General features: G+C 74.7%; 18 protein-coding genes and 1 riboswitch. Of the genes, 6 read left to right on the forward strand and 12 right to left on the reverse strand.

What is annotated here, in order from left to right; all coding sequences use genetic code 11:
- Position 1: 1 nt before the first annotated feature.
- From OG386_RS11910 to OG386_RS11925, 4 genes are all read right to left on the reverse strand, one after another.
- A complete protein-coding gene (locus tag OG386_RS11910; RefSeq protein ID WP_328788139.1) occupies positions 2-1,258 on the reverse strand; it encodes a nucleotide sugar dehydrogenase in 1,257 nt (418 codons plus the stop codon).
- Complete coding sequence (locus OG386_RS11915; protein ID WP_266606215.1) at positions 1,258-2,040, reverse strand: WecB/TagA/CpsF family glycosyltransferase; 783 nt, start codon at positions 2,038-2,040, stop codon at positions 1,258-1,260. The genes OG386_RS11910 and OG386_RS11915 overlap by 1 nt, the downstream gene beginning before the upstream one ends.
- Positions 2,037-3,206 carry a hypothetical protein gene (locus tag OG386_RS11920; RefSeq protein WP_328788140.1) on the reverse strand — a complete coding sequence of 390 codons (1,170 nt, stop codon included), beginning with the start codon at positions 3,204-3,206 and terminating at the stop codon, positions 2,037-2,039. The genes OG386_RS11915 and OG386_RS11920 overlap by 4 nt, the downstream gene beginning before the upstream one ends.
- A 432-nt stretch (positions 3,207-3,638) precedes the next feature.
- A complete protein-coding gene (locus OG386_RS11925) occupies positions 3,639-4,238 on the reverse strand; it encodes an acyltransferase (protein WP_328788141.1) in 600 nt (199 codons plus the stop codon).
- 317 nt (positions 4,239-4,555) lie between these two features.
- Between OG386_RS11925 and OG386_RS11930 the strand changes: the two genes are divergently transcribed.
- Positions 4,556-5,443, forward strand: a complete 888-nt coding sequence (locus tag OG386_RS11930; protein ID WP_328788142.1) for an ion transporter — start codon at positions 4,556-4,558, stop codon at positions 5,441-5,443.
- A 23-nt stretch (positions 5,444-5,466) separates the two neighbouring features.
- Here OG386_RS11930 and OG386_RS11935 read toward each other — a convergent pair whose 3' ends face one another.
- Genes OG386_RS11935 through OG386_RS11950 form a run of 4 tightly spaced genes read right to left on the reverse strand, consistent with a single transcriptional unit; the run spans position 5,467 to position 13,511 of the window.
- Positions 5,467-9,033 (reverse strand): pentapeptide repeat-containing protein, encoded by a 3,567-nt coding sequence (locus OG386_RS11935; RefSeq protein ID WP_328788143.1) that lies wholly within the window; start codon positions 9,031-9,033, stop codon positions 5,467-5,469.
- Positions 9,030-10,121 (reverse strand): AAA family ATPase, encoded by a 1,092-nt coding sequence (locus OG386_RS11940; protein WP_328788144.1) that lies wholly within the window; start codon positions 10,119-10,121, stop codon positions 9,030-9,032. The genes OG386_RS11935 and OG386_RS11940 overlap by 4 nt, the downstream gene beginning before the upstream one ends.
- A 31-nt stretch (positions 10,122-10,152) precedes the next feature.
- Positions 10,153-12,243, reverse strand: a complete 2,091-nt coding sequence (locus OG386_RS11945; RefSeq protein ID WP_328788145.1) for a VMAP-C domain-containing protein — start codon at positions 12,241-12,243, stop codon at positions 10,153-10,155.
- The gene (locus OG386_RS11950; protein WP_328788146.1) at positions 12,240-13,511 is read right to left on the reverse strand and encodes a hypothetical protein; all 1,272 of its coding nucleotides are present in this window, start codon (positions 13,509-13,511) and stop codon (positions 12,240-12,242) included. Before OG386_RS11950 ends, OG386_RS11945 begins: the two co-directional genes overlap by 4 nt.
- Before the next feature lie 226 nt (positions 13,512-13,737).
- Here OG386_RS11950 and OG386_RS11955 point away from each other — a divergent pair, with 226 nt between their 5' ends.
- Both OG386_RS11955 and OG386_RS11960 read left to right on the forward strand, forming a co-directional pair.
- Entirely contained in the window at positions 13,738-14,703 is a 966-nt protein-coding gene (locus OG386_RS11955) for a trypsin-like serine peptidase (protein WP_328788147.1), read from the forward strand.
- A 94-nt stretch (positions 14,704-14,797) separates the two neighbouring features.
- Positions 14,798-15,400 (forward strand): TetR/AcrR family transcriptional regulator, encoded by a 603-nt coding sequence (locus OG386_RS11960; RefSeq protein WP_328788148.1) that lies wholly within the window; start codon positions 14,798-14,800, stop codon positions 15,398-15,400.
- 222 nt (positions 15,401-15,622) lie between these two features.
- On the opposite strand, the gene OG386_RS11965 is transcribed toward OG386_RS11960, so the two are convergent.
- Complete coding sequence (locus tag OG386_RS11965) at positions 15,623-16,585, reverse strand: oxidoreductase (RefSeq protein WP_328788149.1); 963 nt, start codon at positions 16,583-16,585, stop codon at positions 15,623-15,625.
- 191 nt (positions 16,586-16,776) lie between these two features.
- Here OG386_RS11965 and cbiE point away from each other — a divergent pair, with 191 nt between their 5' ends.
- The 3 genes from cbiE to OG386_RS11980 are packed head-to-tail and all read left to right on the forward strand — an operon-like array spanning position 16,777 to position 19,539.
- The gene (gene cbiE / locus OG386_RS11970; protein WP_328793223.1) at positions 16,777-18,030 is read left to right on the forward strand and encodes a precorrin-6y C5,15-methyltransferase (decarboxylating) subunit CbiE; all 1,254 of its coding nucleotides are present in this window, start codon (positions 16,777-16,779) and stop codon (positions 18,028-18,030) included.
- The gene (cobM, locus tag OG386_RS11975; RefSeq protein ID WP_327382566.1) at positions 18,027-18,776 is read left to right on the forward strand and encodes a precorrin-4 C(11)-methyltransferase; all 750 of its coding nucleotides are present in this window, start codon (positions 18,027-18,029) and stop codon (positions 18,774-18,776) included. Before cbiE ends, cobM begins: the two co-directional genes overlap by 4 nt.
- Positions 18,766-19,539: a cobalt-precorrin-6A reductase gene (locus OG386_RS11980; protein ID WP_328788150.1), complete on the forward strand. Its 774-nt coding sequence runs from the start codon at positions 18,766-18,768 to the stop codon at positions 19,537-19,539. Before cobM ends, OG386_RS11980 begins: the two co-directional genes overlap by 11 nt.
- Before the next feature lie 129 nt (positions 19,540-19,668).
- On the opposite strand, the gene OG386_RS11985 is transcribed toward OG386_RS11980, so the two are convergent.
- From OG386_RS11985 to OG386_RS11995, 3 genes are read right to left on the reverse strand one after another with little or no spacing between them, the layout of a single operon-like run.
- Positions 19,669-21,165 (reverse strand): precorrin-2 C(20)-methyltransferase, encoded by a 1,497-nt coding sequence (locus tag OG386_RS11985; RefSeq protein ID WP_328788151.1) that lies wholly within the window; start codon positions 21,163-21,165, stop codon positions 19,669-19,671.
- Positions 21,162-21,809, reverse strand: a complete 648-nt coding sequence (locus OG386_RS11990; protein WP_030011057.1) for a precorrin-8X methylmutase — start codon at positions 21,807-21,809, stop codon at positions 21,162-21,164. The genes OG386_RS11985 and OG386_RS11990 overlap by 4 nt, the downstream gene beginning before the upstream one ends.
- Positions 21,806-23,098, reverse strand: coding sequence for a cobalamin biosynthesis protein CobG (locus tag OG386_RS11995; protein ID WP_328788152.1), 1,293 nt, complete (start codon positions 23,096-23,098; stop codon positions 21,806-21,808). The genes OG386_RS11990 and OG386_RS11995 overlap by 4 nt, the downstream gene beginning before the upstream one ends.
- Positions 23,099-23,476: 378 nt before the next feature.
- Positions 23,477-23,581: riboswitch (cobalamin riboswitch) on the forward strand.
- Positions 23,582-23,598 lie beyond the last annotated feature (17 nt).

The following is a 23,598-nucleotide window of genomic DNA, read 5'->3' on the forward strand; positions in this document are numbered from 1 at the left end:
GTCAGAGCACCTCCACGGTGGGTCCGGAGACCCGGTTGCGGCAGTCGAGGACGAAGGAGGCGTGCTCGGTGACCATCTGGTAGTCGAAGGAGTCGTGGTCGGTGAGCAGGACCACGACGTCGGCGGCCGCCAGCTCCTTGCGGGTCGGCTCGACCCGCACGAGGCGGGCGTCGACCTTGATGCTCTCGACCACGTGGGGGTCGGCCGCGCGGACCTTCGCGCCCATGTCGAGGAGCAGCTGTGCGATCCGGACGGCGGGCGACTCGCGGGCGTCGCCGGTGTTCTTCTTGTACGCGAGCCCCAGCAGCAGGACCTTGGAGCCGTTGACCGAGCGGCGCTTGGCGTTGAGCGCGTCGATCACGCGGCGCGTCACGTACTCGGGCATGTGGTTGTTGATGTCGTTGGCGAGTTCGACGAAGCGGAAGTTCTGGCCGAGTTCGCGCTGCACCCGCCAGTTGAGGTACGAGGGGTCGATCGGCAGGCAGTGTCCGCCGACGCCCGGGCCGGGGGTGAACTTCATGAAGCCGAAGGGCTTGCTGGACGCCGCCTCGATGGCCTGCCAGACGTCGATGTCCAGGTGGCGGGCGAACATCGCGATCTCGTTGACGAGGGCGATGTTCACGTGCCGGAAGGTGTTCTCCAGCAGTTTGGCCAGCTCGGCCTCCTTGGGGGAACGCACCGGCACGGTGGTGTCGACGAGGTCCCCGTAGAAGGCCTCGACGGCCTTCAGGGAGCGGGCGTCGACGCCGGAGACCACCTTGGGGGTCTGCTGGAAGCCCCAGACGGTGTTGCCGGGGTCGATGCGCTCGGGGCTGTAGCCCAGGTGGAAGTCGGCGCCCGCGGCGAGCCCGGAGCCGTCCTCCAGGATGGGTGCGAACAGCTCCTCGGTGGTGCCCGGGTAGGTGGTGGACTCCAGGATGACGGTGGCACCCGGGCGCAGGAAGCGGGCCAGGGTGTGCGCCGACTCCTCGATGTAGCGCAGGTCCGGGGCTCCGTCCTGTAAGGGGGTGGGTACCGTGACGACGGCGACGTCGAAGCCGCCGCAGTCCCGGGCCAGTTCGCTGGGGCGGTAGGTGCCGCGCGCGAGCGCACGGGCCAGCCGTTCGGAGGAGACGTCCTCCACGTACGACTCACCGGCGGCGAGGCTCTTGACCCGCCGGGTGTCCACGTCGTACCCGATCACCTGGTGTCCGACTTCGGCGGCCCGGATGGCCAGGGGCAGTCCGACGTATCCCTGTCCCACGACGACGACGCGCATCAGTAACTCCTGTTCGCGGAAGCGGAAGCGGAACCGGCAGACGGTGTGCGGTGGATGAGTTCCCGGACCGTCATGAGGAGGAAGGCCGCATTGGTGGTGAGGTAGCGCTTGCCCAGGCGGCGCGGTTCCTGGAGGGTGCGGTAGAACCATTCGAGCCCCATCCGCTGCCAGACCAGGGGGGCCCGCTTGGTGATGCCGGCGAGGATGTCGAAGGAGCCGCCGACGCCGTGGACGACGTGCGCGCCAGTGCGCTTGCCGTAGCCGGCGGTGAAGATCTCCTTCTTGGGCGAGGTCATGCCGAGGAACAGCAGCCGCGCCTGGCTGTCGGCGATCGCGTCGGCGATCGCCTCCTGGTCGCCGTCGCCGAAGTAGCCGTTGCGGCTGCCGGCCACCCGAAGCTTCGGGAAGCGCTCGGAGATCTGCCCGAGCATCATCTCCAGCACGTCCTCCTGGGCCCCGAGCAGGTAGACGGGGATGTCCGCCACCTCGGCGGCGGCCAGCAACCGCATGAACAGGTCGATTCCCGCGACCCGTTCGGGCAGCCTGACGCCCAGCACCCGGCCGGCCCAGACCACCGCCTGGCCGTCGGCCAGGACCAGGTCGCAGCCGGCGACCGCCTCGGCGAGGAGGGGGTCGCGCCGCATGTTGACCAGCTTGGCCGCGTTGACCATGCCGATCTCGATCTGTTCTCCGCGCCGCACCGCGTCCAGGCAGCGTTGCACGGTCTCGTCCATGGTCAGCGGGTCGAGCGGGACCCCGAAGAGGGACTGTCGTCGTGTCATCTCTGGGGCCCTCCGAGCCAGGCGAAGAGCATCCAGCCGAACTCGTACGGGCGGCACTCGCGGTCCAACGCGCCGGGACGGAAGATCCGGTCGAGCGGGGCGAGCCGTGCTTGCGGTGCCACCTTGGTGGTGAGCCCGCGGGCGGCCCGGACGGCCTTCTTCGGGTCGCCGCGGTAGACCTTGCGCCAGGTGACGCCGAAGTCCTCGCGGATCATCGACTCCCGCGGGTTCCCGTGGGGATCCGCGAGTTCGGGCACGTCGGTCATCCAGCGCAGCCCGCGGCGGATCGCAGCACCGAAGTCCGTACCGCCCGCCTCGGCCAGGTCGAACAGTGCGGTCGGGGCCATCGCGTGCTGGTGCACGCTGTAGACCGGGTACCCCTCCACCAGGCCGCCCTCGCGGGCGTCGTAGTGCCACCACCACTGTCCGCCGTCGCCCTGCAGTTCGCAGATGCGGGCGGCGCAGGCGTCGGCGGCCGCGAGGGCCTGCGGGTCGTCGCCGCTCGCGTGCAGCCGGGCCAGCGCCTGCAGCGGATAGGTCTGGTCGGCGAAACAGGCCACGTGGGACCGGTAGCCGGGGACCAGCCCGGGCTCGGTGGCGTGCGGGAAGAGCGGGCTGTCGCCGACCCTGGCCGCCAGCAGCCGTACGCGGGCAGCCGCGAGGCGCTCCTCCACGTCCACCGCGGCGCGCGCGGCCGCGAGTGCGGAGAGCACCCAGGCCGCCTCGACCGTGTACTGCGGTCGCCCGGGTACGTCCAGCGCGGCCACCCGGTCGAGGGCGTCGGCCAGTTTGGGATGGCCGGTCTCCGCGGCGGCCCAGGCGATGAGCGCCGCGTCGCCGAGGTTCGTCACCCCGGGCAGCCGCTCCACGAGCACGCCCGTGAACTCCTCGGCGGTGCGCCCGCCGAAGAGCGGGCGCTGGCGGTCCTCGGGCAGGAAGCGGGCTCCCAGCGCGGTGATCGCCGCGTACCGGGTGCTCGTTCCCCGCTGCTCGAGGACGGGAGTCCCCTCGGTCGAGATGACCCCTGCCCGGGTGAAGACGAAGGTCTCCGCCTCCGGCAGGTACATCGCCGGAAGCCCCGCCTCGGCCAGCGCGAGCAAGCGCTCGGCGAGGGCGTGCAGCGACGGATCCTCGTGGGCCAGTGCTCCTAATCGTGTGGTGTTCATCGGGTCCCCACCCCGATTCCCCTGGTGCTCCCCGCACCCCGTATGTCCGAGCTGTACGGCTCCAACACACCTACCCCCTCTGTTCGTTCTCCTCGGACGGACCTGGCGGTCGTCACTCCGTGGAGGGGGACTGCGCATGACGGCGTCCGCGCCCGCGGCGATGTCACGCCGACGGCACGAACCGTCCGGAGGCCGCGTCTGGATCCCCCCAGCGATGCCTCGGACCGGGACACGTGTGAACGGCAGTGTCAGCAGGCGCAGGTGTGCCCGCGCCGGCATGGCACTGCCCCGGTGCCCTCGTCGTACACAACCCCCCACTGAACATGGCCTGTTGCCTGCTCAGATCCCGTGTGCAGGGACACGTTATGCCCACGGATGTTCATTGATTGTGGTTTTGAGGAAATGCCGGTGCCCTAAATTGCCGACATTCCGTCAGGTTCGCTCGATGAGCGAGCCGTCCTTCTCGTCGTGCAGCGCTCCGGTGCGCGGACACTCCCAGGTGCCCGGTTCCCCCTCGCGCTCGACCAGGCGGACCCCGGCCCGGCCCACCCAGCCGATCCGGCGGGCCGGTACGCCCGCGACGAGCGCGAAGTCCGGTACGTCCTTGGACACCACGGCGCCGGCCGCGACGAGCGCCCAGCGCCCGACGCGCACCCCGGCCACGCACACCGAGCGGGCCCCGAGCGAGGCCCCCTCGGCGACCACGACCCCGGCGGCCTCCCAGTCGCCGTCGCGCTTGATCCGGCCCTCGGGGTCGACCGCGCGCGGGTAGAAGTCGTTGGTGAGCACCGCCGCGGGGCCGATGAAGACCCCGTCGCCGAGGACCGCGGGCTCGTAGACGAGTGCGTAGTTCTGCAGCTTCACGTGGTCGCCGATCCGTACGCCGGGCCCTACGTACGCCCCGCGTCCCACGATGCACCCGCGCCCGAGCCGGGCCTCCTCGCGGATCTGCGCCAGATCCCAGATCGTGGTTCCCTCACCGAGCTCGGCGCTCTCGTCGACCTGGGAGGAGGGTTGGATACGGACACTCACGGCGCGGTCCCCTTACGGCTGCGAGGCATGCGGAAGCACGGATGCACGGTGTACGGACGTACGCAGTGCGGGTGTACGAAGCGAGCATATGCGCCGACGGGTCGCCCCACCCGCAGATCAACCGACTGTTCACGCAACGCACTTGACCCCGGGCCGGGGCGAGGGGTCGGAGGCGGGCGCGCGTGAGCGGAACCGTGCTCCCGCTCACGCCCGCGTGCACCGGAGGGCGTAAGGAGGTGAAACCCGATCGGGCTTGCGGCGTTAGAGGGGTGGCCCGCCGTTTCGCCCGCGGCGCAGACGAGAGTACGAGGAGCACGATGACAGACCCGAGGCCGGCCGGACGTGGTCGGATGAAGCTGGCGGCCCGGTGCCGGGTGGCCACGGAGGCCCCCGCCTTCGGGATGGTCGTCTTCTGCGCGATCCTCTTCAACGCCGCGCTGATGGGGGTGGAGACGTACAGCGGGCTCGCCGCGGAGTACCGGCTCGTGCTACAGGGAGCGGAGAACTGCTGCCTGGCCCTGTTCACCCTGGAAATGCTGCTGCGCGTGGGCGCCTGCGCCGACCGGCCGAAAGCATTCTTCCGTGACCCGTGGAACCTCTTCGACCTCGCGGTCGTGGCCTCCGCCTTCGTCCCGCTCGTCCGGGAGAACACCACCCTGCTGCGGCTGCTGCGCCTGGCCCGGGTCCTGCGCACTGCCCGCTTCCTGCCCCACCTGCGCATCCTGCTGATCGCCGTCGGCCGCAGCCTGCCGGGCACCGCCAGCTTCCTGTTCGTCGGCGCGCTGGTGCTGTACGTGTACGCCATGGTCGGCTGGGTGTGCTTCGCGCGGTCGGACCCCGGACACTACGGCTCGGTGGGCCGCGCGATGCTCACGCTCTTCCTGCTGACCACGCTCGACGGCCTGACGGACGCCGTCCGGGCGGGACTGCAGATCTCCCGGCTGAGCATCATCTACTACGCCTCCTACGCGCTGCTGGCCTCCTTCGTACTGGTGAACGTACTCATCGGCGTCGTCCTCAACTCCCTCGACGAGGCGCGCGAGATGGAGGACGAGGCGAGCCGCGCCCCGGCGCCGGGCACGGATCCCGACGTCCGGGCGCGGATCGCCACCGCCCGCCGGGCCCTGGACGAGATCGAGGCGAGCCTGCCGGTGGCGGCCGACCGGCCGAAACGGCAGCTGGAGGCGTCCCGCACCGGGCCGTGAGGGCCCGGCGACCGCATCACCGGCTACGCCTCGGCGTCGAGCAGCCGGATGTCCCACGTGCCGTCCGAGCGCCGGACCGAGGTCCAGCCGTCCGGCGGCGCCACGAAGGGGAACTGGCCGACGAGCGAGTCCGCCTCGAAGAGCACGCCGTCGAAGCGGACCCGGCCCCGGAAGCTCGCCCGCGCGAAGTCCACCGGCGCTTCGAAGACCGCCCTGTTGGACAGCAGCCCGCCCTCCCACTCCGCGGACGCGAAGGAGACGGCCCCGGCGAAGCCCGCCTCGGTCAGCATGGCCAGGCCGCCGAAGAACGTGCGGGAGAAGTCCGCCGTCCCGGCCACCCGTACCCCGTTCAGGTCCGCGGACGCCGCCAGCACGGCCCGGGCGAAGGAGACGTCACCGAGGAACGCGGCGTTCTTGAACCCCGCCGAAGCGTGGAAGAGCGTCCGGCGGAACGTGGCGGTGCGGTGGAAGCGGCACCGGTCGAAGTCACCGACGCGCTCGAAGACCGCGCCGTCGAGGGAGACCGGGCCGGCGAAGGTGGCTCCGGCGAAACCGGCCCGGCCCGCAAAGGAGGCCCGGACGAAGGACGCGCGGTCCGTGAACTCGATGTCCGACCGGTTCCAGCCGTCCACGAAGCGTGCCCGGTCGAAGTCCGCCGGCCCCAGTGCGGCGGGCCCCGGAACGCCCGGCTGCAGCGCCGTGAGGAGGCGGGGCAGCAGGCCGTGGTCGAAGGTGGTGCCCCGGAGGTCCACCGGCGCCCCCGGGGACAGCGTCCCGAGGTAGGCCTCCTGGTCCTCGATCTCCAGATGGGCCAGGCACCGCTCGTAGCCCGGCAGCCGGATGCCGATGCAGGCCCGCGGGTCGACGGGGGACGTCCGAAGTCCGCAGGTCGGCCAGCCGATGCCCTCGTCCAGGAGGCCGTCCGCCTCCGTCAGCACCTGCCCGAGCACCCCGGCGGGCGCGTGGTCGTCGGAACACACCCAGCCCTCGTCGGCGCCGCCCACCCGGTGCAGGGCGAGCCGGGCCGGCGAGCCGAACACGTCACCGAGGTCCTCGTACAGGCGGTGGGAGACGGCGAGGACGAGCGCCCCCGGGCGCACCCTCCGTCCCAGCAGGTCCGCGATCGCGGGGTGCCGCACCAGTCGGGCGCTCTCGTCCGTGTCACCTCCCACGGCCACGCCGAGCGGGGGGTGCATTCCGTCCATGCGCCGGAATCCGTACCGGGTCATGGCTCCGGGCAGTTCGAGCAGGAGCCGGCCCGCCTTGGCGTGGGCACCCGGCGCGGCGAACGTGACGAGCAGCGGAGCGTCCCCCTCACCGCCGGTCAGCCGCCCGGTGACGCCCGTGTCCGCCATGAGCTCGGCCAGCATCGTGTGCGTCTCCGCCGCCGCCGAACTCCCGATCGGGACCACGCCGTCGGCGCCGGGCAGCACCGCGAGGCACACCGCGGTCCCCGTGTCCTGGGCCCGTGCGGAACCCTCCAGCGCGGCCCGGAAGCCCGGTTGTTCCATCAGGGCGTCGGTCAGCAGGAACACCAGGCGGTTGGGCGAGACCGTGTGGACGACGCCGACCAGCGCGCCGCCCCGGGAGACGGGGCCGCCGCGGTAGTGCGTCCAGCCCTCCGGCTCCGCGGACAGCCGGACGACCTCGCCGTTGAGGTCACCGCCGTGCGGCAGCACCTCACCCGTCAGGGAGACCGGGTCCCCCTGGTCCGTGCGGCCGTCGATCCGGACCTGGGCCAGCTGGTGGTCCGCGGGCAGCCAGGGCAGCGGCTCGGCGCCGACCGCCGGGTCCATCAGGTCCTCGTCGGCCTGGAGCAGCAGCATCCGGGGCGCCGCGTCGTCCCACCACACCGCCCGGCAGGGGACCTCCCGGTCGCCGGGCCGCACCCAGGCCACCGAGCCGGCGGGGGGCGCCGCGTCCCCCACCGTGAGGACGAGGCGCCGGGTCAGCAGGGTGCCGACCTCCTGCGGCTCGGGCATCCCGTCGTAGCGGACCCGTACGACCCGGTCGGCCAGGCCCGGCTCCCGCGGTGGCCGCGCCGCGAACGGCAGGGCCCCCTCGGCCACCCGGCGCACGCCCTCCCGGCCCGTGGTGACGCGGGTCGCGGAGAAGTCCGGGCCGGTGCGCCGGTTGCGGGACACGAACTCCCACACGCGGCGCCGGACCAGCTCCCGTACGGCGGCCACGTCCCCGCGCAGCTGCGAGCCGAGCAGCGCCTCCCGTACGCCGGGGAGGAACTCGAACTCCACCTCTGCGGGGTCCTGTTCGTCCTCCCAGGCTTCGAAGAGCCCGCCGAGGGCGACCTCGGCGAGGTGGCCGTGCTCCGAGTCGCGCAGCAAGGAGCGCCGGACCAGGGTCATCACCGGCAGGGTGAGCGGTACGGCGGCCAGGTGGGCGGCGAGCTGCTGGGCCGTCGGCGAGGCGCTCGCCCGGAAGTCCTCCACCACCTCCAGGGCGCTGCGGCCGCCGCCGGGGGCCGGATCGTCCGGGGCGCCCGCGGCGGCGGGTTCCGGGTCCAGGCGCAGGCAGGCGAGGCGCCGCCACCGGCCGTCCCCGGAGACCACCCGCACCAGCCGGGCCAGGCTGCCGGAGGCGACACCGACCACGGGGACGACGGCCGGGACCGCGGTGCGGCGGCGTCCGGCGCGGGCGCGGCGGGCAGCCGGGATCCGCTGCCAGGAGCGGGTGGCGGCGGCCGGCCGGTCGGCGCGGACGGCGAAGGGGACGGGGCGGACGGCGCCGCGCGTCCAGAGCCGTTCGGGCAGGACGTTCAGTACGGCGACGGCGTTGTGCGCGCACCAGTGCCGGAGCATGCCCTGCACCGGGGCCTCGCGCCAGCCGCCCGCCACGGTGTCGGAGAGGACGAGGATCAGCCGGCGGCCCGCCGGGTCGGCCAGTTCCTGGGGGTTGCGGGGCGGACCGCCGTGGCCGCGGGTGACCATCGGGGTGGCGCCGGGGCCGGTGCCGGTCAGCTGCCAGGTGCGCACGTCGCGGAAGACCCCGCTGCGGGTCAAAACGCGGCGGAGCTCGTCCACGTGGTCCGCCCAGAGCAGCATGGAGCGGTGGGTGTCGACGACCAGGGCCAGGTCCAGCCAGCGGCTCTCGGCGGGGCGCAGGACCGGGGTCGTCACCATGCACTCGATGCTGCGTTCCACGGTGAGCTGCTCGTCCAGTTCCTCCCCGGGGCCGCCGATGGAGCGCCTCCCGACGGGCCGTAGGGAGCGCATCAGGGCGAGCGGGTCGTCGAGGGAGGCGGCCCGCGGCAGCCGCAGGGGCGAGCCCCGGCGCCGGGCGCCGCCGTCGTCCGGTTTCCCGGTGGGGTCGCGCCGGGCGGCCGGGAAGAGTTGGACGGCCGGTTCGCCACCGGCGGGGGTGCCGGGCCCACGTGGCGCGCCGGACTCGGGCGACGGGGTGCCGGGCGGGAGCTGCTCCCCCGGCGGGTCGGCGCCGGGGGCTGCGGGCGGGCGGGCCTCGCGGCCCGCGTCGACCCGGGCCGCGAGCCACAGGATGTCGGCGATCTCCTCCGCCCCGATGCCGGTGTTCGGGGCGCTGCCGTCGGCGAGGGCCGCGAGCAGCTCCTCGATCACGCCGTGGGCCCGGTCAGGTGCTGCATGACGGTGGCGAGGAAGCGTTCGCGGTCCGCGGGCGCGGACCAGGCACCGGCGAGGCGGAGCTGGATGGCGTTGAGGAGCTGGTCGGTGGCCAGGTCGCCGTCCTCGCCGCGGTCGAGGAAGGCCTGGACGAGGTCCTGGTACTCCTCGCCGGATTCGATGTCGACGCCGAGCCGGCGGCGCACGATGCGGGCGAGCTTGTCCGGTCCGGGCGGCTCCAGGTGGAGGCGGACGCAGCGGCGCAGGAAGGCGGGCGGGAAGTCGCGTTCGCCGTTGCTGGTGAGGACGACGACGGGGAAGTAGCGGCACTGCACGCGGCCCTGGGCGATCCGTACGACCGCGTCGGGGTCGTCGTCGGTGCCGATCGCGACGGTGGGGTCCTCCTGGGCGAGGCGGGCGAGTTCGGGGATCAGGAAGCCGCCGTCCTCGAAGACGGTGAGGAGGTCGCCGGGGAGGTCGATGTCGCTCTTGTCGATCTCGTCGACGAGCAGCACGCGGGGGCGGTCCTGCGGGAGCAGGGCGGTACCGAGGGGGCCGAGGCGCAGGTAGCGGGAGATCGAGGGGGCGGACGGGGCGGGGGCGGTGTCCGGCGCGGGCCCGGCTCCGGTCGCGGCGGGCTGCGCGCCCGGGGTGCGCAGCTGCTCCAGCCCGGCCTCCTGGAGGCGGCCGATGGCGTCGTACAGGTACAGCCCGTCGCGCAGTACGGTCCGGCTGGTGATCGGCCAGTGCAGTACGGGCCCCAGGTTCAGGTCGGAGGCGATGCTGTAGGCGAGCGTGGACTTGCCGACGCCCGGTTTCCCGGTGACGAGCAGCGGCCTGCGCAGGTGCAGCGCCGTGTTGACGACGTCCTTCTCCGGTTCGTCGGGCACGTAGCCCTCGCCCCGCCGCCAGGTGCGCTCCCAGGCCGCTCCCGCACACCCGGGCGGCGCGTATCCGGGGTCGGGTGCGCCGGTGAAGTCCCGCCAGGGTGGCGGGAATCCGGCCTCCAGGCGGGCACGCCGGTCCGCGCGCTCGCCGGTCCCGTGGTACAGCCACCAGTCCTTCACCACTGCCTCTGCCTCCATCGTCGGTTCCGCCGTGTGTCGGTGGTCGGGGTCAGGCCAGGGACCGGAGGCCCGGCATGTCGTCGGGATCGTCCCACAGGAGCACCAACTGGTCTCCCCCTGCGGATGGTTGGTGGGCGCGTGCGGCTCCTCCGGCGGCGCCGGCGGCCGCCCGGCGCACCTCCCGCACGCGTGCGGGCAGGGCCAGCACGTCCAGTGCGCCGGGGTCGGGGCGGCCGTCCGGTCCGGCCGGGGCCAGCAGGTCGAGGAGCGCGGGCGCGGGCAGGCCGCCCCCGCGCCGCCATACGGCCACCGGGAGCCCGCCTTCGAGCACGGCCTCCAGCAGTCCGGCGTGCGGGGCGGCCGTGGTGTGTGCGAGGACGCAGGCGGGCGGCGGCTGCGCGGCCAGCTCGATGCCGAGCGCGTCGGTGACCTCCTCGTCCGCGACGACCCGTACGGCGTCGGGGTGCCGGCCGCCCTGGGCGTGCAGCCAGCGCCAGGTGCCGTGCCACTCGGCCCGGGTGTCCGTCCGCTCCTGCGGGCAGCGCACCACCACCTGGTGGAGCAGGCCGAGGGCGCGGCGGCGGCCGGCCGGGCCGCGGGGCACCGGCCACTGGTCGAAGTCGGCGTCGAGCAGCTCGTACGGCACGTGGAATTCGATGCGGTCCACCGCGGCGACGGACGGCTGCCGCCCGGCCCCGCCCCCGCCGTCGCCGTCGCCCTCGCCGGCCGCCTCCGACGCGCCGCCGATGAGGGCGAGTTGCCGCACGAGCTGCTCCCGTACCTCGTCCAGTGCGACCGGCGCCCCCTCCGACTCCCATATGTGCCGGGCCCGTTCGCCCCGCAGCCACATCCGGGCCAGGAATCCGGGCTCCCCACCCGGCGGTGCTTCCAGCCGGACGTGCACGACCGTCCTGCGGGCCGGGGGCGGCGGCGGGGGCAGCACCGGCAGGGCGAGGCGCTCGCGGGTGGCCCGCACCCAGTCCCCGAGGCGGGCCGCCCACCGCGCGTCGCCCGCGGCGGCGGCCCGGTCCGCGAGGAACCGTACGAAGGGCACCGCCAGCGGCATACCACCGCGCCCGCCCTGCCGCTCGTCCAGGTCCTGGACCACCTCCAGCAGGCCGTCCCCCGGCAGGCCGCCGCGCGCCGGGGTGGTGCAGCCGGCCGCCTTGAACGCCCAGGCGTAGGCCTCGTAGGCGCAGCGCGGCAGCTCGCGGCCCTCGAAGAGCTCGCCGAGCCCGTCCCAGGCCGCTTGGTCGAGCTTGGCGGCCCGGGGCAGTGCGGCCCGGGCCAGGTCGTCGTCGAGGAAGGAGCAGGCGTCCCAGTCCCGGTCGACGATGAACTGCGGCAGCTGCCAGCCCTCGCCGCGCTCGCGCAGTTCCTGGAAGGTGCGGTGGATGCTGAGGGCGGCGCCGGGCAGCCCGCTGACGCTCTCCCGTACGGACCGTCCGTCCAGTTCGCCGAGCAGGGCCTCGGTGAACCGGCCGGCGCCGCGTTCGGGGTCGTTCTGCGCGACCTCGCCCTCGCGGGAGGCGTAGAGCCGGAACTGGCGCCGGCCCGGCACCGAACTCCCGCCCCCGTAGTCGGTGTTGCCGAAGTTCCACCGGGTGTCGCGGGGCGCGTCGACCCGGCAGGAGTCCACGAGTGCGGCCTGGAGCGGGAAGCGGCGCTGTTTGACGAGGTCGGTCCGCCACCAGCGCAGTGCGGAGTCGAGGTTGAGGTGCCTGATCTGGCTGGGGCGGGCGTCGGCGCAGGGCAGCATCAGCTCCTGGCGCGGCCCGAGGTAGCCGTGTCCGGCCCAGAAGATCCAGAGCAGGTCGCCGTCGCACTGCGGGAGTTCGTCGAGGAGCGCCGATTTCACGTTCTCCTCGGTCGCCGGCCGGTAGGCAGAGCGCAGGGCGGTCATCGCCGGGGAGTCCGTCCAGTCGAGGTCGCCCGGTTCGTCGAGCGGGGAGAGCAGCAGCCGGACGTTGCCGGGCGGCACCTCGGCGGGGCCGGTCAGCCACCGGGCGAAGCGCAGGGCGTCGCGGGCCGGACCGCGCAGGTTCCAGCGGTGGCTGATGTCGTAGCGCTCGACCCCGGCGACGAGCGCGAAGGTGCGCTGCGGCCCGAGGGCCGGGGGCAGGAAGTCGGCGGAGGTCACCCGATCTCCGCCTCGTTCACCGCCTGTTCGATCCGCTCGTAGAGGGAGTCCTGTTTCCAGTAGGCGCTGTGGCACGCCGGGAACGGCTGGCGGCTGCGGACCTCGTGGTCGCTGACGCGCGCGTCACCGGGGAAGACGGGTGCGGCGAGGTAGGAGAGCACGTCGTGCCGGTCGTAGACGTTGAGCCAGCGCGGGAAGCCGTACGGGAGCTTCGCGCCGGGTTCGAGTGCGGTGAGCGCGCCCAGTTCGTAGAGGAACGGGGCCTGGGAGCCGACGGTGACCAGCAGCTCGGCCCCGGGAACGGCCTCGCCGCGGGCTGCGGCGAGGGTGAGGAGGTCCACCAGGGCGATCCCGCCGAGGCTGTGGCCGATGAGGACGGTCGGCCCCGGGTCGGCGGTGATCCGGGCGTGCAGGAAGTCCCGCAGCTCGTGGCCGCGGGACTGGTAGCGCAGGATGTCGCCGAGCACGGGGGTGGCGCCGACGGTGAGGGAGCCGCGCCGGGCGTCGAGGAGGGGCTGGGTGGTGATCCGCAGGGCGAGCCGGCCGAGGACGGCGGCCACCCGGGCGCCGGGAACCCGGCCGTCACCGCCGAGTCGGGTGGTGAGCAGCTCGACGAGGCGGTCGCGTTCGGCGCCGGTGCAGTCGGCCTCGTCGGCGGCGGCGGCGAGGGCGGCGGCGGTCACGGCCCGGGCGAGGGCGGTGGCCAGCTCGCGGGCCTGCGGCTCGTCGACGGCGCGGGCCGCGGCCCGGGCCGCTTCGGCGGAACCGGCGGCAGCGTCCAGGGCGGCGGCGAAACCCGCGGCGAGGCCGGTGCCGTGCAGCAGGGCGCCGAGCTCGTCCCCGGTCGGGGGCGGTGCGGGGGTTAAGCCTTCGAGCAGGGCGAGCACCCGGGCTCCGGCAGCCTGTACGCCGGGCATCGCGAAGGCGTCGCCGTACCCGGCGTCCTCGTCGTCGACGTCACCCCGGTCGCCGGGGCCCGCCCAGCCCGCCTCGGCCAGGACCCGCAGCTCGCACAGCGGGTCGGCGAGCAGCAGCGCCCACTCGGCGGTCTCCGCGTCCACGGGGTCGGGCGCGCCCTGCGGCCCCGGGCGCAGTCCCGGCACCGAAGCGCCGCCCGCGCCGAGGGTCGCGCCGAACCGGTCGCCCCAGTAGCAGGAGTCGACGGCCGCTCCGGGGAATCTCGCCGCCAGCCGCTCCCGGACCTGGGCGAACAGCCTGTCGTGCCGCTCGCGCCGCACCCCCGTACCGTGGACAAAGAGAAAACGCATCGCAGCCCGGCCCCCTCGCGCAGTCGTCCCCCGCCCGGCACCATAGCCCGGCGGGGGTAACAGGGGCCATGGAACGTCGAGTTCGGCGTGCGCGGGCGGACGGGGGCCGCCGGCGGGGGTGCCGGGGGCCGGGGCTGTGAGCACGGACACGTCCGCCCTTCGGAACCCGGGCCGCCGCTGCCCCATCGAACGAAGAGTCTGAAGGCGTCTGGGGCGGGAGCACTACATGGTCGACAAGGTTGACGAGCGGCAACGGCAGCGGGGTCGGGCCGCCCCGCGGGGCTCCGTGGTCGTCGGCCTCCTGTGCACCGTGGTCCTCGCCGGCGTCGGCTACGTCGCCTGGGAGCTGCGCGGCATCGCCGCGAACCGCGCGGACGGCGACGCCGCGCAGGGCGTCTACCAGCAGGACCCCGAACGCGCCGACAAGACGGCGGCCGCGGTGCTGGACGGGATCGTGCGGGAGGTCACGGAGCCGCCGACCGACGACAAGGCCTTCGGCGCCGGTAGCGGGGCGGACTGGCGGTACGCCGGGTGGCAGCCCTCCGATCCCCTGGAGGCCCGGCCCGCCCCCGCCGAGCCGGCGGTCGGCGCGCTCTTCTCCCCCGGCGGCGACGGCGACCCCGACCACCACTGCTCGGCCGTCGTGGTCCACTCCCCGCGGGGCGACCTCATCGCCACCGCCGCGCACTGCGTGTACGGCGGCGGCTTCCGCACCAACCTCGCCTTCGCGCCCGGCTACCGGGACGGCGTGGCCCCGTACGGCATCTGGGTGCCGACCCGGATCGATGTGGACCCGCGCTGGGCCCAGGACCAGGACCCCGACCACGACGTCGCCCTGGTCCGGCTGCGCCGGCCCGGCTATCCGGGGCAGCGGTTGGAGGACGTCACGGGGGCCCTGACCATGGACTTCGGGACCGAACTACCGGCGCCCGCCCGGCTCATGGGCTACCCGAACTACGCCGAGCAGCCGCTGGAGTGCCGCAACACCGCCGTCCAGGCCGGGCCGACGCAGGTGCGCCTGGACTGCGCGGACGTACCCAACGGCACCAGCGGCGGCCCGGTGACGACCGGCCGCAGCACCCTGATCGGGGTGATCGGCGGCCGCGACGGCGGCGGGGACGAGGAGACCTCGTACAGCGTCCGCTTCGGCGACGGCGTCCGCGCCCTGTACGAGCGCTCCACCAAGCCCTGACCCCGACGTCCGACCGGTTCGCAGGCCCACCGGAGTTGCTAGGCTCGCCGGCACGGATTTCGGACACCAGGACGCACACCGACGGGACCGCACCATGTCTCCTAAGCAACAACGGGGCGAGGCCACCGTCGACCTGCTCCTGACCACCGCCCTGCGGGTGTTCGCCGAGTCCGGCCAGCAGGGTTTCACCGTGACCGCGGTCGTCTCGGCCAGCGGGGTCAGCCTCGGCAGCCTCTACCACCACTTCGGCAGCTTCGACGGTCTTGCCGCCGCCCTCTACATCCGGTGCATGGACCAGCTGTGCGACGACATGGTCGCCGCCCTCACCCGGTGCCGCACGGCCCGCACGGGGGTGCGCGCGTGGGTCGCGGCCTACCTGACGTTCACCCAGGAACACCGGGACGTGGCGCTGTTCCTGCACGCCTCCGCGTATTCCGGTTATCTGGTGGCCCACGCCGAGGAGATCGGCGCGGCCAAGGCGGAGAAGTTCGGGCCCATCATGCGCTGGCTCGGGGTGCGCATGGAGCGCGGCGAGATCGCTCCGCTCCCGGCGCCCGTGGTCGAGGTGCTGGTCATGGGCCCGCTCGCGGAGGCCGCCCGGCGCTGGCTGTCCAGCACCTACGAGATCGACCTCGCCGAAGCCGCCCGCTACCTCCCCGACCACATCTGGCGCTCCCTGCGCCCCGAGCCCGTCTGAGATCCCGATCGGCCCGACCCGGTCCCCGACCCTGCCGGTCGGTGCGGTCGTGCCGGTCGATGCGGTCGTGGCGACCGCGGGTTCGTGGGTGGTTGTCCGGCTCGTCATCGTCCATGCCGCAGATTCTGCTGCGCGGGGGGCGCTCGGGGCAGGTCCGCGCCGGGGCGCCCGGAGGCGACCCGGGGGCGGGCGGACTCGCTTCGAGGAGCCCGCGCGATCCGCTCAGCGCGGCAGTGCGGCGTACGAGACCCCCGTGAGCTTCTCCGAGGCCGCCCACAGCAGCTCGCCGGAGGCGTCGTCGAGGGTCCACCCCGCCCGCCAGGACCGGGCGGGCGCCCCGCGCCAGCCGAACCGCGGGCCGATGAACGCGTCCTGCCCCACCCCGGGCGCGGTGGCCGCGTAGAGGGTGGGCAGCGCGCCCGAGGAGGTGGGCTGGGCGAGGACCGCATTGCCGAGCGCGGCCACCCGCGAGTTGAGGGTGGGGCCCTCCAGCTTCGACGCTCCGGAGTGGAGGTTGCTGGAGGCGTAGCCGGGGTGGGCGGCTACGGCGGTGAGCGGGGAGGCCGCGGCCGTGAAGCGGCGGGACAGCTCGTGGGTGAAGAGCAGGTTGGCGGTCTTGGAGCGGCCGTAGGCGATCCAGCGCCGGTAGCCGTGCTCGCCGCCCGGGTCGGCGACGCCCGCGCCCGCGGGGCCCGCGTCGGCGGGGCCGATCCTCCCCAGGACGTGGAAGCCGCTGGAGACGTTGACGATCCGGGCTCCGGGAGCGGCGGCGCGCAGGCGCGGCAGCAGCAGTCCGGTCAGGGCGAAGTGCCCGAGGTGGTTGACCCCGAACTGCGTCTCGAACCCGTCGGCGGTGCGCCCGTACGGCAGTGCCATCACCCCCGCGTTGTTGATCAGCAGGTCCAGCGAGGCGTGCCGCTGTCCGTACCCGGCGGCGAACTCCCGTACGGAGGCCAGGTCGGCGAGGTCCAGCGGCATGAACGCGGCCTGCGCGCCCGGAACTTCCGCGCGCAGCCGGATCACGGCGGCCCGACCGCGGGCCGCGCTGCGGCAGGCCAGCACCACCGAGGCGCCGCGCCGGGCGAGCTCGCGGGCGGTGACGTAGCCGATCCCGCTGTTGGCCCCGGTGACGACGGCGCTGCGGCCGCTCTGGTCGGGGATGTGCGTGGCGTTCCAGCCCGGCATGGCGGCTCCCTCGTGAGGCAGTGGGTTACCGAGGGTAGACCGAGGGGGTTCCGGGGGCGCCGCCAGGGCCGGGGCCGTGCCGGGGCCAGGGCGGCGCGGGTCGCGGATCCGCAGGCCAGTAGGCTGCGGGTCCGCCCGCTTTCCCCATACCGTCCCCGAGGAACCGTGCCGTGAGCTCCCCGCCGCCCCCCATGCCCGTGACGGTCGTCGGCCTCGGCGCGGACGGCTGGGCGGGGCTCTGTGCCGCCGGCCGCGCCGCGCTGTCCTCGGCCGAGGTCCTGATCGGCGGGCCGCGCCAGCTGGACCTGCTGCCGGCCGCCGAGTGCGCCGGTGAGCGGGTGGCCTGGCCGAGCCCGCTGCGGCCCGCCGTGCCGAAGCTGATGGCCGAGCACGCCGGTCGCCGGATCGCTGTGCTGGCCAGTGGTGACCCGATGTTCTACGGGATCGGCCGCGCCCTCGCCGAGGAGCTCGGGCCGCGGTCCCTGCGGGTCCACCCGCACCCCTCGTCGGTGTCCTACGCCTGTGCCCGCCTGGGCTGGCCGGTGGAGGACACCGAGGTGGTCACGGTGGTCGGCCGCCCGGTGGCCCGGCTGGCCGCCGCGCTCCACGACGGGCGCCGGGTGCTGGTGCTCAGCGCCGGAGCGGCGTCCCCGGGCGAGATCGCCGCCCTGCTGCGGGAACGGGGCTTCGGCCCGAGCCGGATGCGGGTGCTGGAACAACTCGGGTCCGAGCGCGAGGACACGTACGAGGGCCGCGCCGACGGCTGGGACCGCGCGCCCGGCGATCCCCTGAACGTGGTCGCGCTCGACTGCCGCCGGGACCCGGCCCACGGCGCGCCGCGCCTCGGCTCGACCCCGGGCCTCCCGGACGCCGCCTACGAACACGACGGGCAGCTCACCAAGCGCCACGTCCGGGCGGCGACCCTGTGCGCGCTGGCCCCGGCCCCCGGCGAGCTGCTGTGGGACATCGGCGGCGGCTCCGGCTCCATCGGCATCGAGTGGATGCGTACGCACCCCTCGTGCCGGGCGGTGGCCGTGGAGCGCGTCCCGGAGCGGGCCGCACGCATCACCCGTAACGCGGCGGCGCTCGGCGTACCCGGCCTGCGCGTGGTCATCGGCGCCGCACCGCAGGCCCTGGCCGGGCTGCCGGCCCCCGACGCCGTGTTCATCGGCGGCGGGCTGACCGCGCCCGGCCTGCTGGACGCGGTCTGGGACGCGCTGGCCCCCGGCGGCCGGCTGGTGGTCAACACCGTCACCCTGGAGTCGGAGGCGGTGCTCGCCGAGCGCTACCGGCGCCACGGCGGCGAACTGGTGAAGCTCGCCGTCGCGCACGCCGTGCCGGTCGGCGGTTTCACGGGCTGGCGGCAGGCGATGCCGGTCACCCAGTGGTCGGTGACGAAGCCTGCCGAGCCGGCCACCGCATCCAAGGAAGAGGATCGAACATGACCGTGTACTTCATCGGTGCGGGCCCCGGCGCCGCCGACCTGATCACGGTGCGCGGTGCCCGGACCCTGGCCGCCGCCCCCGTCTGCCTGTACGCGGGCAGCCTCGTGCCGCGCGAGCTGCTGGCCGAGTGCCCGGCGGACGCCCACCTGGTGGACACCTCGCAGCTCAACCTGGACGAGATCATCGCCGAGTGCGTACGGGCCCACGCAGCGGGCCAGGACGTGGCGCGGTTGCACTCCGGCGACCCGTCGATCTTCAGCGCGGTGGCGGAGCAGATGCGGCGGCTCGACGCGGCCGGCATCCCCTACGAGGTCGTCCCGGGTGTCCCGGCCTTCGCCGCGGCGGCCGCCGCCCTCAAGCGGGAGCTGACCGTCCCCACCGTCGGGCAGACGGTGATCCTGACCCGGATCGCCCAGCAGGCCACCCCCATGCCGCCCGGCGAGGACCTGGCCACGCTGGGCGCGAGCGGCGCGCTGCTGGTGCTGCACCTGGCCACCCGCTACGTGGACCGGGTCGTCGACGAGCTGCTGCCGCACTACGGCGCCGAGTGCCCGGTGGCGGTCGTGGCGATGGCCAGCCGCCCCGACGAGCTGATCCTGCGCGGCACCCTGGCCGACATCGCCCCTCAGGTGAAGGAGCACGGCCTGGTGCGCACCGCCGTCATCGTGGTGGGCCGCACCCTCGGCGCGGAGCAGTTCCGCGACAGCCACCTGTACTCGGCCGATCGCGACCGGCATGTCTGCTGAACCGGCCCCCCTCCCCCCGCACCACGTCCTGATCCTCGGCGGCACGACCGAGGCCCGCCGCCTCGCGGAGGCGCTGGCACCCGACCCCTCGTGCCGGGTGACCACCTCGCTCGCGGGGCGGGTCGCCTCGCCCGTGCTCCCACCGGGCGAGACCCGGATCGGCGGCTTCGGCGGCATCGCGGGCCTCGCCGCCTGGATCGTCACCCACGACGTCACCCGCGTCATCGACGCCACCCATCCCTTCGCGGAGCGGATGAGTTTCCACGCGGCCGAGGCCCAGGCGCTCACGGGGGTGCCCGTGCTGGCACTGCGGCGCCCCGGCTGGACCGCGCGGCCGGGCGACGACTGGACCTTCGTGGACGACCTCGGCGAGGCGGCCGACCGGCTGCCCGGCGCCGGCTCCCGCGCGTTCTTGACCACCGGCCGGATGGGTCTGCACGCCTTCGCGCACCTCACCGACACCTGGTTCCTGGTGCGTTCGGTGGACCCTCCGGCGGCGCCGGTGCCGCCGCACCTGGCAGTCCTGCTCGCCCGGGGCCCGTTCACCCTGGACGACGAGCGGGAGGTGATCGCCCGGCACCGGATCGACGTCCTGGTGACGAAGGACAGCGGCGGCTCGGCCACCGCCCCCAAGCTCACCGCGGCCCGCGAGGCCGGCATCCCGGTCCTCATGGTGCGCCGCCCGGCGGTTCCGCAGGGCGTACCGGAGACGGACTCGGTGGAGACCGCCCTGAACTGGCTGGACAGCGGGCTGATCGGGTAGGACGCGAAGGGCCCGGCGGCCGGGGCGGCGGATCGTCCGCCCCGGATGCCGGGCCCTTGCGTTCACCTCACTGCGCCGCGGTGCCGGTGCGGGACACCGTCACCGGCACGGAGACGAAGACGGTCACGGTCACGGGTAGCGGCGCGGCGTCCACGTGATCCTCGAACCGTCGGCCCGCTCGGTGACCTGCGTCTGCGAGGAACCGATCAGCAGGATCGTGCGCATGTCGACCTCGGACGGCTCCAGTTCGGCGAGCGTGACGATCCGTACCGACTGCTCGGGGCCGCCCACGTCGCGCGCGACGACCACCGGGGTCTCGGGCGAGCGCAGCTCCAGCAGCAGCTCGCGGGCCTGGGCCACCTGCCAGGTCCGGCTGCGCGAGCCGGGGTTGTAGAGGGCGAGCACCAGGTCGGCCGCGGCGGCCGCGCGCAGCCGCTCCGCGATGACCTCCCAGGGCTTGAGCCGGTCCGAGAGCGAGATGGTGGCGTAGTCGTGGCCGAGCGGGGCGCCGGCCGCGGCGGCCGCCGCGTTGGCCGCGGTCACCCCCGGCAGGACCCGTACCGGCACGTCCTTGTACTCCGCCTGCCCGGCCACCTCCAGGACCGCCGTGGCCATGGCGAAGACACCGGGGTCGCCGCCGGAGACCACGGCCACCCGCTGGCCGCGCCGGGCGAGGTCGAGGGCGAACTCGGCGCGCTCCGACTCCACCTTGTTGTCGGAGCCGTGCCGGACCTGGCCCGGCTTGACGGGCACCCGGTCCAGGTAGGTGGTGTAGCCGACCAGGACCTCGGCGTCGGCCAGCGCGCGCCGCGTCTGCGGGGTGAGCCACAGCGGGCCGGCCGGGCCGGTGCCCACGACGACGACCTCGCCGGGGCCGGACGGCACGCTGCCCGGGTTGCCGATGCGGCTGGGGACCACGGCGACGGCGAAGTACGGCACGCTGTCGGCGTCGGTGTCGGCCAGGAGGCCGGTGCGCTCGCCCGCCATGGTGGCGCGCTCGACGTAGCGGGCCTCGGCGAGCCGACCGCTGTTCTCCATCGCGCCGCGCACGGCCGGGAAGGTCCGGCCGAGCTTCATCACGACCGCCGAGTCGGTGGCGGCGAGGCGGGCGGTGAGCTCTTCCTCGGGCAGGGTGCCGGGGAGGATGGTCAGCACCTCCTCGCCCTCCACGAGCGGGGTGCCGAGCCGGGCGGCGGCGGCGCTCACCGAGGTGACGCCGGGGATGACCTCGGTCTCGTAGCGGTCCGCGAGCCGCTTGTGCATGTGCATGTACGAGCTGTAGAAGAGCGGGTCGCCCTCCGCGAGGACGGCGACGGTCCGGCCGGCGTCCAGGTGCGCGGCCAGGCGGGCCGCGGCGGCCTCGTAGAACTCCTCCATCGCGCCCTGGTAGCCGCCGGGGTGGTCGGTGGTCTCGGTGGTGACCGGGTAGACCAGCGGTTCTTCCACGTGGTCGGCGCGCAGGTGCTTCGCCGCGATCGAGCGGGCGATGGAACGGCCGTGGCGGGCGCTGTGGTAGGCCACGACATCCGCCTCGGCGATCACCTCGACGGCGCGCAGGGTCATCAGCGACGGGTCGCCGGGGCCGAGCCCGACCCCGTACAGCCGGCCCTTGGCGATGTCGCTCATTCGGCCACGCTCGCAATGGCGTTGACGGCGGCCGCGGCCATCGCGCTGCCGCCGCGCCGGCCGCGCACGATCAGGTGGTCGAGACCCGAGGGGTGGGCGGCGAGGGCGTCCTTGGACTCGGCGGCGCCGATGAAGCCGACGGGGACGCCGATGACGGCGGCCGGGCGCGGGGCACCCTCCTCGATCATCTCCAGCAGCCGGAACAGCGCGGTCGGCGCATTGCCGACGGCGATGACCGAGCCCTCCAGGAGGCCGCGGTCGCGCCAGACCTCCAGGGCGGCGGCGCTGCGCGTGGTGCCCATCTTCGCGGCGAGCTCCGGTACGGCCGGGTCGGAGAGCGTGCAGATCACGTCGTTGTCGGCGGGCAGCCGCTTGCGGGTGACACCGCTGGCGACCATCTGTACGTCGCACAGGATCGGCGCGCCCGCCTCCAGCGCCGCGCGGGCGCGCAGCACGACCTCGGGGGTGTACCCGAGGTCCTGCGGGAGGTCGGTCATTCCGCAGGCGTGGATCATGCGCACCGCGACCTGGGCGACCGTGTCGGGCAGCCCGGAGAGGTCCGCCTCGGCGCGGATCGTGGCAAAGGACTGGCGGTAGATGGCCGCGCCGTCCTTCTCGTACTCAAACACGGTGTACTCGCTCATTTCTTCACTACGTCGGGGTCGGTGCGGGCGTCCGCGAGTGCCGCGGCAAGTTCGGAGGGCCGTACGTCGTCGCGTACGGGGCGGCCGGGCGCGGCGAGCCGGTATCCGGAGCCGGTGGCGACCAGGTCCACCCAGGCGGTGCCGCGCGGGTGCCCGCAGCGGCGCTCGCAGCCGGACCAGTGCACGGGCAGCGGACCGCGCGCGCGGTCGGCGACGGCCCGCGCGTCGGCGCGTACGTCCGCGCGGGACTTCGCACAACCGGGCCGCCCGGTACAGGCGGTGACGGACTCCCAGGGACCGTCGGGGGTGATGACCAGCCCGGCCCGTTCGATGCGGTCGGCGCCGTCGGTGCCCGCCCCGGGCAGGACGACGCTGCGCCACGGGGTGACGCGCAGCTCGCCGCTCCCCTCCTCCGCGACCTGCACCAGGACCCGCCACTGCACGGTGTCGATCCGGCCGAGCGGGGGCAGTACGCACAGGGCGGCGCCGTCGTGCCCGCCCGCGCCGGACGGCCGGGGCGGCGCCGCGTACGGCCAGTCCACGGCGCCGACGGGTGTCGCGGCGATCCCGGCGGCATCCAGCCGCTGAATGAACTCGGTGGTCCTCAGGGCGTGTTCGGCGGGCAGTTCGGAGACCCGCCAGGCCTGGGTGCCCGCTTCGGCGGCGGCGTCGAGGAAGTACCGGGCGGCCGTCAGCGCCGCCCCGGGGGCGTCCTGCCCGGCGAGCTCCACGGCGTCGGCGGCCCGGCCGAGCCGGACCAGCGCGCGGTCGTCGGGGCGGCCGAGGACGGTCACGTCGGGGCCGAGCGCGGCCACGTCGCCGCGCCCGTCGTCGAAGGCGAACAGGAACCGTCCGGACAGCGCGGCCGCCCAGGGGCTCGCGCACAGCAGCCGGTCGAACTGCAGGGCCCGGGCCAGCGCGTCGGGCCGGTCCGGGCCGTCCAGGCCGGACCGGGGCGTCGCCACGATGTTCCGTACCCGCTCGTGGCTCGGCGCGGGGAGCAGCCCGGCCCCGTCCAGCAGCTCTGCGAGCCCGCCGCCGCACCCGTCGGCCAGTCCGCGCAGCTGCACGTTGCCGCGCGAGGTCAGCTCCAGGTGCCCGTCCCCGAACCGGTCGGCGGCGAGCGCCAGCGCCGCGGCCTGCGGCACGGTGAGCAGCCCGCCCGGTACCCGGACCCGCGCGAGGAACCCGTCGTCCGCCGCGTGCAGCCGCAGCGCGCCGGGGCAGGCGTCACCGCGCTCCCGTATGACGGGTTCGTCCCGCGATGCGGCTGAAGGGGGCTGGGGCATGGCCGCGAGCATACCCACGATTGGGTCCCCCCGACCTGTGTCCGTCACCACCCCCACCAGCCACGTTCGCCCCCACCACCGCCCGGACCACCCTTTCGGCCCCACCCGCCCCATCCGGCCCCGCCCGCCCCATCCAGCCCCGCCGGCGTTTGAGGCGCGGGGCCCGGGGCGGCACCCCGCACATCCGGCGCCGCCCGCCCTATCCAGCCCCGCCGGCGTTTGAGGCGCGGGGCCCGGGGCAGAGCCCCGGCAACGGCGCCGCAGCCGGACCGCACACCCGCCACGACACCCCGCACACCGCCTGGCACGCCACCCGCCCGCCCCGGCCGCACCCACCCGCCCCTAAGATGACCTTCCGGCGGACCACACGGCCCGCCGTCGCCGAGGACGGCGACATGGGAGGAAGCCCGGTGCGATTCCGGCGCGGTCCCGCCACTGTGAACCCCGCGGAGCCATCCGGCGACCGGGGTGAGTCAGGAACTCCCGCTGTCCTCACACTG

Origin of the sequence: Streptomyces sp. NBC_00273 (assembly GCF_036178145.1) — a bacterium.
Lineage (GTDB): Bacteria > Actinomycetota > Actinomycetes > Streptomycetales > Streptomycetaceae > Streptomyces.